The sequence below is a fragment of the Clostridium cadaveris genome, assembly GCF_020911725.1.
GTDB classification, from domain to species: domain Bacteria; phylum Bacillota; class Clostridia; order Clostridiales; family Clostridiaceae; genus Clostridium_X; species Clostridium_X cadaveris.
Map to the genome: position 1 here is coordinate 2,296,391 of NZ_CP076620.1, position 16,500 is coordinate 2,312,890.

Sequence of the window (16,500 nt, forward strand, 5' to 3'; positions counted from 1 at the left end):
AAAGGAACAAAAAAATAAGCATACCACTATTTCTAATGATACGCTTATCCTATGAGAGAAAGCATATTTTCAAAAACAATGCTTTCCATATCATTAACACTATAGAAATCTCCAAACGCCTTATAAATTTGTTGCAAATATATTGGCTCGACAAGTTCACCATTAAATTTTGAAAATGGTCCGTCAGTTTCGATTAATATTCTATTGAGCGGTATTGATTTTAATATTCCCCTACCTTTGCTTGTTCTTAACATCGCTGGATTCAAAGAGAAATAATATCCTGACTCCACAATATAATTTATTAGTTCTTTCGATCCAGTATACCAGTGAAAAATAGCATTCCTCACTCTATATTTTAACAAAATATCTAACACTTCTTTTTCCGCTTGCCTGCTATGGACTGATAATATGTGGCTATCTACAGAGGCACATATCTGTTCAAAAATTCTTCTTTGCTTGTTCCGACTTTTTTCAGTTCTAGCCACTGAAAAATCTAAACCTACTTCGCCAACAAATCTAGTACTTTTTAACGCATTGACAAATAATTCTTTTTGAAATTCATATTCGCTAACTAATATCGGATGAAAACCGACTGCTAAAAATACCTGTGGTAAACTCTCAATTGCCACTTTTTGTTTTTCGTAAAGCTCTGGCAAGTGTGTTACAAAAATTGCAGAAATATCTTCACGCATAACTTCTCTGATAATTTTCGTGGGTTTGTCATAAAAATCAATATGGATATGTGCATCTATCATCATCAGCATCACCCTCCATACTTTTTAATAAACACCTCAAATTCTGCTGAAAATTTTTTCAACATTTCAAATGTCTTTTCATAATAATCTTCTACATGATAGTATCTTCTTTTTATTACCAACTCTGAAAATATTTCCCCAGATTTAATATATTGATAAAAAGTAGTATAATAATTTAAGGCAGATCTATATTCATCATCTTCCATATTCCCCTCATATGGTACATCATATTCATTATCATACTGTTCCAAATCATATGCTGCCATTGAAATCTTTCGTAATAAACATGGAACACATGTACCACATGATTTTCTAGTACTCACATCATAACGTCTATCATGCATTGATCTACTACATGATCGCGTATCCGCAATATGCTCTTTATACTCAACACTAAGTCCATTAACCATTTCTCCTTTTGTCATAAACAAAAAAGGATGGTTCAACTTTACCCTAATTCCAACATTATCCAATATAGTTTGATACATATATATAGTTTTTGGATGAGTTGTCTTAGTAGTTCCTCGTGACTGAAATGATGGATTTAAAGTCATGATTCCATTTTCATTAATATTAACAACTTCAATTCCCTCTCTTACAGCGGTCATAACTGCTAACGAAAAGAAAAGTAATGATCTTGTTCTTTGTGTCAAGGTTTCTTTCTTTTTTATAACCTTTGAATATGTACGGATACCTAAGTTTCCTCTTCGTCCATTTAAAAAACTCGAGACACCATTTATTGCAGACGTATCTACATTGCTAGTTTTATAACCGCAATATAAAGTATTCCTATTTTCTTTTTCATTTCGATATGCTCCACAAAATGAATCTAGTCCTCCAGACAATAGCGATATATTATCAGCCTTTACCTCTGCAAAAGATAACTGTTGAGCTTCAAATTCATATTCAGCAGGTTTTAAAATTAATTTCCACTGATCTCCGTCTCCTTCAGTAACAAACTCCGCCAACTTTTCTATCAAACTTATGTTTTCTTTCCAAACCTCTATGTTTTTTAAATCAACATATGCCTCTACTTGCAAGTGACGTGGATATGTTCCGCTACTTCTGACTGAAATATCTGCCACATAAATCTCTAAAAATATATTCAGCAGATCTATCACTCTTGTGTTATCTGTTACAACATAAGAACCATCCGATATTAACTGATTACACCTAAGTTCAACATCCCCATTTTCAGTATGAGCAATAATCATATTTATCACTCCTTACTTTTTATTTAATGTATCCTGCAATTTTTGTATCAATTCCTTTATTTCTATTTCTCCATTGTTACATCTCGATATCAGTTCAGAGAAATTATCTTCAACATAATTCTTTGCGAATACCTCAATATTTTTATTAAAAGTCTCTGCTGATGTATCCTTAAAATAAGTTGTCAAAGCCTCATTGGCATCCTCTCGTATTATCATAGTAATAAACGTTTCACAAAATACTATTAAAAATTCTGAAGGTTCAGTCAACTTATTCATTAGCATATTTGCCATTGCACTTTGAAATGCTGATAAAATCAATACTGAATCAATTTCTCCATTTTCCTCTTCAATCTTATCAAGAATGCACTCTATTATTTTTTGAACCTCTATAACCGTAAGCTTTTCGCTTTGGATATCATACTCTTTTAAAAATCCATCAATGCCGACTTCTTTTACTTTTTTAAAACAGGCAAAACCTCCTCCGGCAAGTACTGCAAAATCTTTATCTGCGAAATATCCCTTTGTTTTTTTAGAACGTAATGTTTCAACCGCAACTTGCGGTATTACTTCCTTACATTCAACTGACGGATTTGACTCTACTGTATCTTTTAATAACTTCTTTATTTTTGCGGTAGTTTTTCTAACTGATGATCCCATAGCATTTCCTCCCTACTTTAATATGTATTCAATATAGCACATTTTGAAAATTACGTCTATGAAATTTGAAAAAGGTCACCTTCAATAAATAATCATTTTTCCTAATATGACGCCTTCAATTAATTGCATTAAATCATAATCATTTCAAAATGCTTCAATGCATCCTTTATCGCTTCCACTTTCTCCGCTGTCGGATGCTTCCTCGGCTGTTTCAATTCTTCCACCGCATTTGGAGCATCGTACATCGGCAAGCCTAAATCTCTCTTCACCTCTGCGATATATGCGGTATGTACTTTGAAGCCGTATTTAGCTTCTATATACTCCTTTATCATTTTGTAGGTCACTCGCTCTTTGGGCTTGTAGCTTTCCGCTCTTTTAGCAATATTATCAAGCGGAACTTTTCCCTCACCCTCGCCAAACTCAACTTTTACGTTGATATATCCGTCTGGCTTTTTGTGGGAAAGCAGTACTACCGTCTCCACATGTGGTGTTTGTAAGATTTGAAATGCTTGTGATAGCCTATAAAATTTTAAAGTAACCTAAAACAATTCAAAATTTCAGCTATGTTTGAACCTAAATAACATAGCTGAATTTATTAAAATCTATTATAATTTATTAAAATATCTGCAAGGGCAACAAATAGTCAACATTGTTGCCCAACTAAAAATCAAAGGATTTATCATTCCTCCTTTTTTACTTATCCAGATGCTGCATTAATAACATACTTTCATTGCCTAAAATAATCATTTTTGTAAGCTTTTCTTGCTGTAATCTAATAATCTCTTCAAGCTCCCTAATCCTAGATTCTAATTTTCTTCTTTCTAATGGTGACATTGGACTTAATTCACAACCCTCTATTTTCATAATTTCCTCTAGACTATATCTAGGAGTTGGTATATGTGGATTTCTAGTTATTATTCCTTCTTGTTCATAGTTTATTATAGCTTGTGTAGATACACACCAACGCTCAGATAACATTTGTCTTGTAATCAAAACTGGATCCATTGATAATCCTCCCTTTTATTTAAAGTAATAATAAATTCTAATAATATGAATTTGATTTTTGACGGCAAAACAAAAGGAGGCTTAGGCCTCCTATTTTAAATTTCTATATTTAAAAACATCCTCTATTTCTTCGTCTACTTTCTTTTTCTCTTTTTTATTCAAATTATCAAATCTTATGCTCTCTACTACAATTTTTATATTACTCAACGTAATTAAAAATCTATATATTGATACTAATAATAAAACAATTTCTATAGAATATAAATAATTTAGTAAATAACCTTGATGTAAATATTTTTCAATCATTAACATATTAAATAATGAAACTATTATAGAATATACACCATATTCTATACCATATTCTATAGACTCATATACTTTCTTTAAGGCTCCTGCTTTTTCAAATAATTGAATTATTTCCTCTTTGAGAAATCCAAGCATAATAGACAGTGAAGTAAATAAAAATCCTATTAATACTGCATTTATTGTTATCAAATTAAAATGATTATCTTTTACAAAATCTACGTTGCATATTAGTGAAACAATCCCTGATATTATTAGTATTAAAAATATTCTTTTTATTTTTTTCATTACTTCACCTCCTATTTAAATTTATAGTTACTCTTGGAGAATGTATGTTTTTATATTTTCTTTATTTTTTTCATATATATCTTTTATTTTATTATACGCTTGTTCTGCCATCTCTTCCAAAGAAAGTTTTATTTTTTGGGAATCCTCCTGCTTATAGCTACTTAAATTAATGGTATATGTAACTTCATCTTTATCAAATTTATACTCTTGTGCTGCAGATCCCCCAGTAATATTCCCCTTAAATTTCAAAGTATCTTTGATATCCTTAGTACATTCTTGAAATGCATTTATTACATACCCTATTTTCGCAGATACTTTAGTCAATGGAACATGAGGTTTGTTTTTAATTAGTATCTTTATTTGGAACATATCTAGTTCTTTAAGCGCCTTAATCTGCTTTGGATCTAATCCTAGTTCTAGAAGTCTAGATGCATCTGGTATATTGTATTTATATGATATCTCATTTAAAGATACTCCACCTTTTTTATATGTTTCAATCATTTTATCAGTCAATATTTTATTTGAACTTATTAAAATATTATCACTACTATATGATTTACATAAATAAGTGTTTATTATACTAAAGAAGCCTTTTGCTCCAGGTGCAAACTGACCATATAGTTCTATTACTATACCTTCATCTACATCAATTAATATATATGTGCAAATTTCCAATTCATATTTTTCCTGCTGTTCTTTATCTAAAATTTCTTTCCCCATAAATGTTGATTTTTCTCGTTTTAAAGCTCCCTCGAGTTCTTTTTGTCTACCTATTCTAAAGAAAAGATATTTATCTGGAACAACCTCATTAGATACTATTTTTAATAGTTCTAAAGAAATATAGTTTTCTTCTTTATTATCCATTTTTAATGCTTTATTACCATTTTCAAATGTAACAACATTATCATTCTCCGAATCAAACAATGAATTTATAATATATAATATTTCTTTTATTCTCCCCTATTTTACCGTTTTTCATTATATCAAATGTATAACAATACAATTTTTTGTTGCTCATAAAATTCTCCCTCCATTATTTATATCTCAATGAATTTATGCTATAATAGAGGTATATTCTTTGAGATATATTTTGTGTTTAAGAAACCACACTGACTACCAATCATTCAGTGGTTTCTTTTTATTTTTCGTCATATTTATACTTATATTGTAAACTATTCTCTTTTATAGGACAACCTCTCAGCTAAAATAAAAAAGTAGGAAGATTTTTCTCTGCAGTATATCTATAATTAATTACTAAAACTTAGTATTATTTTGTCTCGTCATTCACTCCCCCTATAATTGCCGTACCCTTTGAAAATTTCAAATTATTGATGTCCTCTTCAATATTCTTATTAAAGCGCTTTTTAGTTATAATCTTACTAATTTTAGTCCCAGCTGCAATTAATGCTATTGAAACTAATATTTCAAGTATCACTATCTTACCTTTAGAAGTATCTGTATCATATTTACCAAATATAGAAATACTATATCCTATAGTCAAATATAAAAATGCAATTCTATCTATATAAATATCCATAGCAATTTCTTGAATCCTTTCTTTATATAAGACAATTTTATTATCTTCACACATTAAAGGACCTTTAAATTCTGAAACATAAATTTCTTTAGCTTTATCTAAAACTTTTTCTTTTAGGCTCTTTCTTAATAATATCAAGGCTCCTGCTACTTGAAATGATAATGATAATATATATATATATAACATTTCTTCCAATTCCAATATCCCCTATCCTTAAAATTTTAATATAAATATTTTACCATATTTTATGCAAAATAAAAAAGGCAGAAAGTTTTCTCTCCCTGCCTTGAATAAATTATATAAAACTGGATAGTATCTAAAATGCATGGAAACATGCTATTTTATACTATTTTATTAGGGTGTAGTTGCCGAAACTGCACCCTTTTATATTTATAGTCCTAAAAGTGCTCTCCATGTATTTCTTCCAACAATACCATCTGCAGATAAATTATGTTTTCTTTGAAATGCAACAACAGCTGCTCTTGTATCATTTCCGAAGATACCGTCTGCTGTTACACCTAACTTTTCTTGAAGTAGCTTAGTTATGTCTCCTACTGCCCCATATCTTAACAATGGACATCCTGCTAAAGTATTACTTCCTGGTATTCCGTCTACAGTTTGCGAACTAAAACCTTGTTCATTGCAAGCAGTTTGTAGTCTTGCAATCCAGTTATCCACTTCTTTATATTCTTCAACAAATTCTGAACTAATGAATCCACCATGATTACCCCAAAATACAGAAAACCATCCATCCTCTTCAAAGTCTATATGAACCTTTTCTCCGTATTTCAAAATTCCTAATTCATCATATCCTGTACCTGGACCTTTTCTAATTTTTAGGCCACTCTTTGCTGTAACGACTCCATATTCATATGGTTTATTTTTAATTTCCTCTGATGGGGTATATGATTCAACTGTAGTTCCTGTAATTCCTTTTACTATAGCATCTGCTAAAGCTTCAGGATTGTATATATTCATATCACACCCATTGTCTATAAAGCAACATTCTATAAGCATTGCACTCATATTTGTATGTCTTATTACATATAGGCTTGAACCATCTTTAATTCCTCTATTATAGTATCCCAGTGCAACTATATTATTAAGTATAGCCTCTGCCTTATCAAATTTTTTCCCTCCATAAGTATAAACCTCAGTTCCGTATGCAGCACCATTGAACGCATTTAGATGTATTGCTAGGTATAAATCTCCACCAGCATTATTGGCTGTATTAGCTCTATAAGATAAAGAATCCATTAAGCTGCTGCAACTATCTTTACTACATACTACAACTGTATGCCCTAATGCTTCTAACTTTTCCTTAACCTTATATCCTATTTCTCTTGTACAGTCTTGCTCTCTTCTTCCACAACCTTCTGCTCCTGTGTCAGCTCCACTTAAAGTGTGTCCCATATCTAATAATATCTTCATATTCATCCCTCCAAATTTAAAAATTAAAAAGGAGCCCTTAAGCTCCTTGATTGGTTTTCTTTGAAACTGAATTTCCGAAATAGAACATAACTACTCCGCTATAGATTGGAAGAAACTCTTTTACATCTCTCCCAGAAACGATACAATAACTAAATACTATAGTAAGTATTACAGCTATTAGCCATTTTGCACTTGTAACCTTTGTTATAATTCTTTCTTTCATCTAAATCCCTCCATTTTATTTATTAAACAAATGACTTTTAATTTCTTTAACATCATCCTGTACATTTTCTACTATATTAAATTTAGCGGTTAGTTTATCTAATAAATCTTGATATCTTTTCTCTCTGTCACCTGTGGTTTTAAGAACATAGAGCAATAAAAACACAAACATACCATAGCCTAACCCTTGATTTATACTTGCTTTTAATAGTTCATCCATCTAGCACCTCTCTTAAAATAAAAAATAAAAAAGAGACTAGATTTCTCTAATCCCTTATTTTACTAACTGATACATTGAAATACCAATTAGTAATATAGATAGTATAAAATTTAGTAGTATATAAATTTTATCTCTTAATATAGTATACGATTCATTATAATTTTTTTTAAAATACTTTATTCTTATCTTGAACCACTCGTTCATTTTCACCCTTCCATATTTTTTAAGAATCCTATTAATTTCTACTGTTCCATTGTTCCAACAACTTTCAATTTTCAACCTATATCTATTATCTAATATTACACAAATCATATATGTTAATATAAAACTTAAATATGTTAATAAGCCTCCGTAATAATTGAGCTTCATAGTAACTATTATAAGAATAACAATTCTTATACCTCTTGTGTAAAAGAATTTTATATTTAAATTTTTAGTATATTTAACATTAAATTCTATAAATAATGAAAATATCAATAAATAAATGTACGGAAAAATTTCTTTCAATATATAATTTAGCATACTCATATTTACCCCCATCTTTTAAGATGATTATATCATATATATTAATGCTAAGTTATATCATAATTTAGATCTAGCATACAATAAAAAAAGACCTTCTAGGCCTACTCTATGGGGTTAATAACATTTAATTTTGCACTTACTAATTTTTCAAGTTCTTCGACTTTTGTTTTCATGTCTTGGTCTATTACAAAAAAGCTGTCTTTATGATTATTCTCTTTTAAAATTCCATTGTTATCTATGATGTCACTTGTCACATTTATTCTTTTTCCACCACCAACGTTTAAAACACTTATACCCGTTATAGTTCTTAACATATTACCACTCCTCTAAAATTTGTTCTCTTTCCATTTCTTTTTGTCTGACTTCCTCATCCATACTTAGCAGTATAGCCCTCTGTTCCTTATTATCTTCCTTTACACTATTATTCATTATTGCCAGAGTTTCCTCTGAACGCTTATCTAAATTAAGAGTTGATTCATCTTCCTTATTCAATCTAAAATCCATAGATACTTTTGGTGTAATTTCTACTGTTTCTAGTCTATCTGTTTCAAAGCCTTTTCTCTTTGCTTTAAGCTCCCATCCAAAAAGTAACCCTGGAGTACCTTCTATTATAAAATAGTTTTCTTTACGTTCTTTTACCCAAACATCTCCTGGACCATACTTCTGTAAAAACACTTCATATTTGCACTTAGTATTAATAACTTCCATAAATACATCATCTATGCTTATATAACAAAGCCCATCTTCTCCTATAGTCCCTTCCCCAATATCTCCGAAGTAGTAACTTGCAGTCTCATATGCATTAATAGCACGATAGCCATAGTTCTCAGTTTCTTGAATACAGTTCTTTGAACCCTTAACATATAAGGAGTTTGCACTAATCTTACCCCAATTACCCATATCTCCAGCACCAATAACTACTTGGCTAGTTGAAACTGAATCTGTTAAATAATTGAGCCACAATATTCCGTCGCCATTTCTTGAGTTAAGTTCGTTTCTGATTAACTGTGAGTAGTTACCTTCAGCATGGTTAGAGTACACATCATTACCAAATATAGATTTAGCTTCTATGTTCCCCCATTCAGTATCTATCATGTTACGTATCTCTACTTTATGAGTATTACTTCCTATAGTAAATGGTAGGTTATTAAAACTCTCATGGGTGATTCCATATGGCTTTATTCCTGCATTACCGCTAGATAAAGTTATACCTCTTACATTTGGTTTATTATGTGGAGCAACTGCAGCTTGTAATCCGCCTTGTGCATATGTCCATCCTCCTCCAGAACTTAAAGCCAAATCCCCATAAGTGTCATATAACCTAAACATAGAATTTTTAACTGTAAATAGATTCTTCTCTAATTTAATTGATGTAATGTCTAAAGTTGTTCCATTACTTATTCCACTAGAAACACTGTTTACAATAGAACTAGGTGTTATTTTCTGTTCTGCAGTACTTATTCTAGTTTCCTGTGCTTTAACCTTACCATCTATAGTAGTGGTTTTATTCTCTACAGTACTTACTCTGCTAGTTATAGAGCCGAGATTAGTTTCTATAGTAGACACTTGCTGCTTAGTTGTACTTATCTCTATTGTATGTGTAGCTAATGTTTTATTTACTGGTGCTAATCCATTGTCTGTATATGCTTTCCCATCTTTTAACGCATTATTAGCCTTAGTTGTGGCATCTGCACTTGCTGTACTTATAGCATCTGTTTTAGCAGTATTTATTTTCCCATCTACTGCACCTATTTGTGTAGTGTGACTTCTAACGGTACTTTCAGTTGAAGAAACTCTTTGAGTTATCCCATTAAGATTAGCTTCTATAGATGCTGCTTTATCACTTACTGTCTTAACTTCTGCTTTAGTAGCCTTATCTCCCAACTGTGTTTCTATAGTACTAGTTTTAGCTGTTAGATTAGATACATTTAAAGCTATTTTATCAGTCTCTATTTTTATATCTGACTTAGCTTTCGATATTTTAGTATCTGTTGTAGTTATTACATCTGCTATTGCTTGGTCTACATCTTCTGGTGCGGGTGTCCAGTCTGTAGCTTTGTTGCCTAGTTCAAGCTTGAAATTTTTAAATGATACTGCACCTGAATTGCCTGAGTGCCAATTAGTACCGTATACTATCATAAAACTATCGATTGACGAATCTGTTGTTGCAGTGAAAGTAAAAGTAAATTTTTTATAATTAGAAGGTATAGTAATATTGTTAGTTATATTTGTTCTTGTGCTACTTCCTGTCGCTAATGACATATAAACCTTGTTACTTCCATTACTAGACTTAGCGTAAAACGATAATGTTATTATTTTACCTAGAAATATACTTGTATCACACAGTGCCCATAGTTTTAGCCCAGAAGCATTTATTGTTAAATCAAAATCTCCTTTTGAATCTTTTATTAAATTCCTACCACCAATTTCTATCCCATCTATCTTCGTAACCAATTCATTTTTAACTGTAGTAACTGTCTTATCTATGTTAGCCTGCTCTACTTTTAAAGCTATTTGCCCTTTAAGTACACTTATATCCGAAGTAGCTTTGCTTAAGTTGCTATTAACTGTTTTAATCTCTTGATTTATATAGAGTTTGCTATCTGCTAAAGCTTTATCTGCTTTCTTCTGTGCTTCTGCTATAGCTGTATCTTTTGCTGCATTTGCCTTAGTTGTTGCATCTGTAGCAGCCGTAGATATTGCTTCACTTTTCTTTGTATCTGCATAAGCTTTACTGTCTCTAAGAGTAGTTGCTATACTATTATTTATAGTAGTTTTATCTGTAGTGTAAGTCTGTGTATCTACTTTTAAATTAATAGCTTTTTCATTTGCGGTTATTCTAGCCTCCTGCGTACTTAAACTCTTCCCATGCTCTGTAATAGTATTAATTTGTTCTTGTAGTAATACATTAAGAGTTTTATTTCCTACATTCACTACAGTACTCTCTATCTTCTCTGTAGCTCCATTAACACTACGAATAACACTGTTTATATCTAGCTTAACACCATCAAGACTCCCATTATCTATCTTATTATAACCATCTGTAAATCCTGCTTTAGTAAGTCCATCTTGAGTTAATAAAACAGTAGTACCATCTGCACCTCTAAGAGTTAAAGAACTGTTATTATTGCTATCTATACCAAGCATTATTCTCTCGTAAAGAGTACCACTCTTACTATCAAATACCTGGAGTTTATTACCGCTTATCTGTAGCCTTCCCCCTGGTCCAGCTACAGTTACTAAAGAAGTATCTACGGTACCGCTTCTAATCTTGTTAGCGTTCAAATCACTTATCTGTGCATTACCGATACTTCCTTCTAACATCCAACCTTGAAGAGTTTGCAAGAAATTAGATTGTATATTTTCAGCTGTAATATTTCCTGCTACTAAAGTTTTTATAGTTGCACTATCTGCTTCTAGTACATTAATCTTTGCACTTACTGCATTTAATTGAACTATATCTGCTTTATTTATAAGAGCATTATTTATCTTAGCATCTTCCGCTACAAGATTTTTAATGTTGGCATTCACTGCATTTAATTGTTCTATAGTTGCTTTGCCTATTAATGCATTTTGTATCTCTGCATCTTGAGCTTTTAATGTAGCTATTTCAGCATTAGTAGCTTTCAAATCACTTATATTTGCCTTATTAATTAAAGCTTCATTAACTATAAGAAGTTCTGTAACCACCCTATTAACCTTATTGCTATTACTTCCACTAGAGTTAAAAGAATTCTTGTTTTTAGATTCTCCTTTTGCTCCCATTTCTACAGTAAGACCACCAGTATAATTAAACTTTTGGCTTAGGATAGGATGTTTTCTAACCACTCCTTTTTTATCTATAATAGTTACTATATCTCCGAGATCTAAAGATATATCTCCTTGCCACTTCATAGAATATCCTAGATACTTAAAACCATTTAGCTTATTATATATATCGTTTAATATGCTCTCTGTAACCCATGGATTTTCAAATTGAAGTTCCATAGAATCTACACCTAGAGAACCTTTTACTAATTCATTTTCTCTAGGTGTACAACTAATTTTACCTATCTTATATGTGACTTCTTCTCTCTTATAGTCAAAATAGTTACTGGTATCTATAGAATAGTTTATATCCTTTGGTACTACGATAGTAAACTTACCTTCTCTATTTATTAAAGCATTCCCTCCACATAAACTAGCGACATAGCCAAGTACTTCTCTACAAGTAAAGCCTTCCAATTTCTTAACTGTGTAAGATGGAAGGCTTCCTGTGAATTGCACTCCTGTTTTACTTGCTAATTCGTTAACTATTTGCTGTAATGTTGCATTTTCTCCAAGGTCTGAAAAGTATGGAGTTTCAAATTTTATCATATTATCAAATGCAGTAAACTTAATAGTGTAGTCGGTTTTAACTATATCATCTATATTGTAATATCCCATTAATATATATTCTATTGTAGAGCCTATATTAAGACCTATTTCAACCTTAATTTGGTTAGTAGAGTAAATGGTATCCCCCTTATTTAAAAGCGTTAAATCAAGCGTAGTTGAGGATGTAGAACCTATCATAAATCCATCTTGAGGTTGTATATTACCATCTATTTTAACATCCACTATATCCTCATTAGTAAATATCCTATCGCCTATAGTTATCTTGCATTGAAACTGCCTGCTTGCTTCTTTTATTTTAGTCTTGAATAATGCACTTGTATTCTGCATAGCCTAACCTCCTCACCTATTTAAGGTCTACAGTTAGACCTCCATCTGCTAGTTTTGATATATTAATCTCTGCATTAGCAGCAACAAACTTCTTAATAACCTCGCCATTACTTATAACCTCTATGATATAGTTACCTTTCTCTAAGACTGGCTTATTTTCTTCTACTGGTGTAGATTCAACGTCTATTATTTCTTTCTTATCTTCCATTACTTTATACCCCCTAATACTTGTTTTTGCTTTTCAAATACTCTAGTGTTAAATGCTGTTATATCAGCTTGACACGCTTCTAAGTTTGCTGAATAAAGTTCTCTATCCAATACTGTAGTAGATACTGATGGATAAGTGCCTTCCTCAGTAGTTATGTTTGCTATTAAACTAACTACTGTCTTTCCTTCAATCTTGCTTTCACCTGTAATACTTATACTTTCTTTACTTTCTAACATTTTATCACTCCTTGATTTCTATTTCTCAATAAAATTCATTTTAAGACCACTCCATTTAACTTCCCCATTCTTAAATTGATAAGCTGGTGAAGTCCTATCCCCTACATACATAGTTTTAGTTATTAATCCAAGTTGAGGATCTGGAAAAGTAACCGTAAAAAAAACACCACTTACTGCTGTAAGTAATGTTGATATTTCTGCTTGGGTTAATGGTGGCCATTCTAAATTAAGCTTTCTTTTTACTGCAATTCTATCTCTTATCATGTCACCATTAGCATTTCTATTTGTTTCTCCATCTAGGTCCTGTACTGTAACCTCATAGACTTTAGGAGTAGCAATAGCCACTCCATTAATTTTAAGCATATTACCACTCCTTTTATGTTGGTATTAAGGTTATTCCACCTTGTCTTTGCATCTTTCTTAATTGATTTAATGCTACTTTACCTATTACACTACCATCTATCATAAGAACTAAATCCCCATTAGAATTATCATTAGAACCTCCATGTGGCATTCTTTCAAGGAGTTTACTAGCTAGTAAATCTAAACCACCAGTATTATTTTCTAATGGTACTACTGCCTCTTTACCTGCTTCACCTACCATTGCAAGAGTTGGACTATCTAAAATTCCTCCTTTAGCTAATTGAGGAACATCCATATAATTAATTCGTCCTATATCTACACCTGGTATTTTGTTTATTAATCCTATTGCACCATTTATAGCACGTATAAATCCATTAATAGTATTTGCTGCAAATCTTAAAACGCCATTTATTGCTTTTCTAAACGCTCCGCTTACTGCATCACTGACTGCGCCACCTATGTTAGTAAAAATATCTTTTATGCTACCAAATAAATTGCTAAAAAACCTACCTATAGGACTGAATTTTTCAATTATAGCATTCTTAGCTTCAACAAACTTTTCTCCAAACCATTTAGGTATATTAGTAAAAATCTCTTTTAAATTAGTACAGAAGTTACCAAAGAAATCAATTATGCTTTCTTTTAAAGATTTAATACCATTAAGTAGTCCTTGCATTAAATAAGTACCTATTTCAGCGAAAACCGTACTTGGAGAATGTATTCCGAAAAAGCTTTTTATTGCATTAAGAATTGGATCTACAATATTATCTTTAAGCCAACTTCCTATAGTAGACATTACACTGCTTATTCCTTCAAACAACCCGAATATCAAATTCTTTCCGAATTCAACCACAGTATCCACAAAGTTTCTAAATCCTTCGCAAGAATCATACAACTGTGTAAAGATAGCAATTAAACCAACTATAATTCCAATTATTAATGTAATTGGACTAGTTAAAATACCCATAACAATTGCTACTCCAGCAATTGCAATTTTAACAGCTCCTAAAGCAATTCCTATAATTCCTATAACTTTTGCAATCTTAGATAATGTTTCCTTATGCTCATTAATCCAAGCACCTATTTTGCTTAATACATCTGCAAGCCCATTTAATACATCTACTATTATTCCACCTGTCCATTCTGCTATTGGTTGTAGAATGTTATCCCATAACCATTTACCTGCATCCATAAACACTTCTAAAATTGGATTTAATACTTCTAATGCTCCAGCTACTACATTCAGAAAAGCTGGAAGTGCATCTTCTATAGTCCAATGTGCTAATGGGTCTAATATCTCTGTTAAGAACCACTTTATAACTTTACCTATATTATTTAATATAGGCTCTACTGCTTCTTTAATTTTATTAAAAGATTGTATCAATGGGTTAAAGTCAAACGTACCAAAGTAAGCCTTAATCTTATCTGTAAGCTTTTGCATAGCACTGTCAACACTTGTTGTATCAAGTGCTGGTGTAACTAGTTTTGGTACTTTAGAAGCACCTCCACTACCTCCGCCACTATCATCAGATTTATTAGCGTTAAGAGAATTTATTTCATCAAAACTTGCTAAACCTAGTGCATCTTTAGCGGCTTTACCTGCTTTTTTAGCACTATCTCCATAAACGCCCATAGCAGTTTTTGCATCTATAAGTCCTTGTGTAGCTTGTTTACTTTGTTCAAATGTTTTACCAAATATAGCACTTATAAAACTAGCTATATACTGAGTTGCTACACTCAATGCACTCATTAAAGCATTCATAGCTGGTAGTATAGCGTTATAAATAGGAGTAAATGCAATCATTAAATTAGACTTAATTTGAGCTAATGAATTAGAAAATTGTTCATTAGTCTTTAAATTATTTAACATTCCTAATGCCATGCTGTTTATTCCTTTTGCTATCATAGGAAGTATTATCATCCATTTAAACATTTGTTTAAGTGTAAAACCAATTCCTGTGTTCATTCTGCCTATGCCTTTATTAGCAGTTTTAGTACTATCACCTAGTATCTTTGCTCCTTTACCAGATTTATTAAAAACCCCATAGATATTACTTAAAGTTGATTTAAGTTTGCTAGCACCTCCACTTGCTTTATTTGAGCTATTGCCTAAATTAGCCATCTTATTATCTAAATCAGATAATTTAAACCCTAACTTATCTGATTGACCAATTAATTTATTTATGTTAGCCTCAGTTTTTAATATTTGGTCTTCCAATGTATTTCTTTGATTTTGATTAAAGCAATTATTATAAGCTTCTTTAAGTTGATTTAATTTTAATTTTTGTTGTTCTATTTTTGCATTTATATTATCTAGCACTGCAGCAGTATTATCTATTTCAGCTTTTAGCTCATCAACATTTGCATTATCAATAGATGGTTTAATTGGATATACTCTAGGCATTGGTGGAGCTCTCGGAACTGATGTAGGTACAACAACTGTTCCGTTAGGTGAAGCTTGATTTTCTGGAATATTAGGCTTAGGAACTTTAACATTTTTAGTAATTGCAAGTATTGAATCTATTGTAGATTTAACTGTTGCTTTCATTTCGTCAAGAGATGCTTTTACAGTATCATTTATAGCTTTCATACTTGCATCTATACTATTTTGTAGCACATCAAATATACCTTTTGTACTATTTTTAAATGTTGCTTCTATATCCTTGCCAATTTGATTAGATACATTGCCAATCTGATTTCCTAAGTCTGATTGAACTTCTAAATCAAGACTAATCTTTCCTACACTATCACTCATCTTTTCACCTCTCTTTATACAAATTTTACCTAGTACTAATATGGAATATTTTATATAATTTAGTTATTAGTATTTTA

The 16,500-nt window shown here is 31.2% G+C and carries 18 protein-coding genes and 1 pseudogene; all 19 read right to left on the reverse strand.

Annotation, left to right across the window (positions count from 1 at the left end):
* Nucleotides 1-44 precede the first annotated feature (44 nt).
* The 19 genes and pseudogenes from KQH81_RS10825 to KQH81_RS10915 all read right to left on the reverse strand — a co-directional run bounded on the left by KQH81_RS10825 (nucleotide 45) and on the right by KQH81_RS10915 (nucleotide 16,423).
* Nucleotides 45-758, reverse strand: coding sequence for a TatD family hydrolase (locus KQH81_RS10825; protein ID WP_230028277.1), 714 nt, complete (start codon nucleotides 756-758; stop codon nucleotides 45-47).
* Nucleotides 759-763: 5 nt separating this feature from the next.
* Nucleotides 764-1,969 carry an adenine nucleotide alpha hydrolase family protein gene (locus KQH81_RS10830; RefSeq protein ID WP_230028278.1) on the reverse strand — a complete coding sequence of 402 codons (1,206 nt, stop codon included), beginning with the start codon at nucleotides 1,967-1,969 and terminating at the stop codon, nucleotides 764-766.
* A gap of 12 nt (nucleotides 1,970-1,981) precedes the next feature.
* A complete protein-coding gene (locus KQH81_RS10835) occupies nucleotides 1,982-2,626 on the reverse strand; it encodes a hypothetical protein (RefSeq protein WP_230028279.1) in 645 nt (214 codons plus the stop codon).
* Between the two features lie 128 nt (nucleotides 2,627-2,754).
* Nucleotides 2,755-3,108, reverse strand: a complete 354-nt coding sequence (locus tag KQH81_RS10840) for an RNA methyltransferase (protein WP_230028280.1) — start codon at nucleotides 3,106-3,108, stop codon at nucleotides 2,755-2,757.
* Nucleotides 3,109-3,319: 211 nt separating this feature from the next.
* Nucleotides 3,320-3,631 (reverse strand): hypothetical protein, encoded by a 312-nt coding sequence (locus KQH81_RS10845; RefSeq protein ID WP_027640093.1) that lies wholly within the window; start codon nucleotides 3,629-3,631, stop codon nucleotides 3,320-3,322.
* 90 nt (nucleotides 3,632-3,721) lie between these two features.
* Nucleotides 3,722-4,222, reverse strand: a complete 501-nt coding sequence (locus KQH81_RS10850) for a hypothetical protein (RefSeq protein WP_230028281.1) — start codon at nucleotides 4,220-4,222, stop codon at nucleotides 3,722-3,724.
* 27 nt (nucleotides 4,223-4,249) lie between these two features.
* Nucleotides 4,250-5,146, reverse strand: a complete 897-nt coding sequence (locus tag KQH81_RS10855) for a hypothetical protein (protein WP_230028282.1) — start codon at nucleotides 5,144-5,146, stop codon at nucleotides 4,250-4,252.
* A gap of 343 nt (nucleotides 5,147-5,489) precedes the next feature.
* The gene (locus KQH81_RS10860) at nucleotides 5,490-5,954 is read right to left on the reverse strand and encodes a hypothetical protein (RefSeq protein ID WP_230028284.1); all 465 of its coding nucleotides are present in this window, start codon (nucleotides 5,952-5,954) and stop codon (nucleotides 5,490-5,492) included.
* A gap of 195 nt (nucleotides 5,955-6,149) precedes the next feature.
* The gene (locus KQH81_RS10865) at nucleotides 6,150-6,437 is read right to left on the reverse strand and encodes a peptidoglycan-binding domain-containing protein (protein WP_230029275.1); all 288 of its coding nucleotides are present in this window, start codon (nucleotides 6,435-6,437) and stop codon (nucleotides 6,150-6,152) included.
* 12 nt (nucleotides 6,438-6,449) lie between these two features.
* A pseudogene (locus KQH81_RS10870) lies at nucleotides 6,450-7,190 on the reverse strand (N-acetylmuramoyl-L-alanine amidase); the annotation flags it as partial.
* A gap of 37 nt (nucleotides 7,191-7,227) precedes the next feature.
* Nucleotides 7,228-7,413, reverse strand: coding sequence for a hypothetical protein (locus KQH81_RS10875; protein WP_230028285.1), 186 nt, complete (start codon nucleotides 7,411-7,413; stop codon nucleotides 7,228-7,230).
* Between the two features lie 15 nt (nucleotides 7,414-7,428).
* Nucleotides 7,429-7,632 (reverse strand): BhlA/UviB family holin-like peptide, encoded by a 204-nt coding sequence (locus KQH81_RS10880; RefSeq protein WP_230028286.1) that lies wholly within the window; start codon nucleotides 7,630-7,632, stop codon nucleotides 7,429-7,431.
* Between the two features lie 54 nt (nucleotides 7,633-7,686).
* Nucleotides 7,687-8,160, reverse strand: a complete 474-nt coding sequence (locus KQH81_RS10885; RefSeq protein ID WP_230028287.1) for a hypothetical protein — start codon at nucleotides 8,158-8,160, stop codon at nucleotides 7,687-7,689.
* Nucleotides 8,161-8,258: 98 nt separating this feature from the next.
* Entirely contained in the window at nucleotides 8,259-8,471 is a 213-nt protein-coding gene (locus KQH81_RS10890) for a hypothetical protein (RefSeq protein ID WP_230028288.1), read from the reverse strand.
* A 1-nt stretch (nucleotide 8,472) separates the two neighbouring features.
* Nucleotides 8,473-12,861, reverse strand: coding sequence for a hypothetical protein (locus tag KQH81_RS10895; protein ID WP_230028289.1), 4,389 nt, complete (start codon nucleotides 12,859-12,861; stop codon nucleotides 8,473-8,475).
* Between the two features lie 16 nt (nucleotides 12,862-12,877).
* Nucleotides 12,878-13,069 carry a hypothetical protein gene (locus KQH81_RS10900; protein WP_230028290.1) on the reverse strand — a complete coding sequence of 64 codons (192 nt, stop codon included), beginning with the start codon at nucleotides 13,067-13,069 and terminating at the stop codon, nucleotides 12,878-12,880.
* Entirely contained in the window at nucleotides 13,069-13,305 is a 237-nt protein-coding gene (locus KQH81_RS10905; protein ID WP_230028292.1) for a hypothetical protein, read from the reverse strand. Before KQH81_RS10905 ends, KQH81_RS10900 begins: the two co-directional genes overlap by 1 nt.
* A gap of 18 nt (nucleotides 13,306-13,323) precedes the next feature.
* Complete coding sequence (locus KQH81_RS10910) at nucleotides 13,324-13,668, reverse strand: DUF6711 family protein (RefSeq protein WP_230028293.1); 345 nt, start codon at nucleotides 13,666-13,668, stop codon at nucleotides 13,324-13,326.
* A gap of 13 nt (nucleotides 13,669-13,681) precedes the next feature.
* Entirely contained in the window at nucleotides 13,682-16,423 is a 2,742-nt protein-coding gene (locus KQH81_RS10915; RefSeq protein ID WP_230028294.1) for a hypothetical protein, read from the reverse strand.
* Between the last annotated feature and the right edge of the window lie 77 nt (nucleotides 16,424-16,500).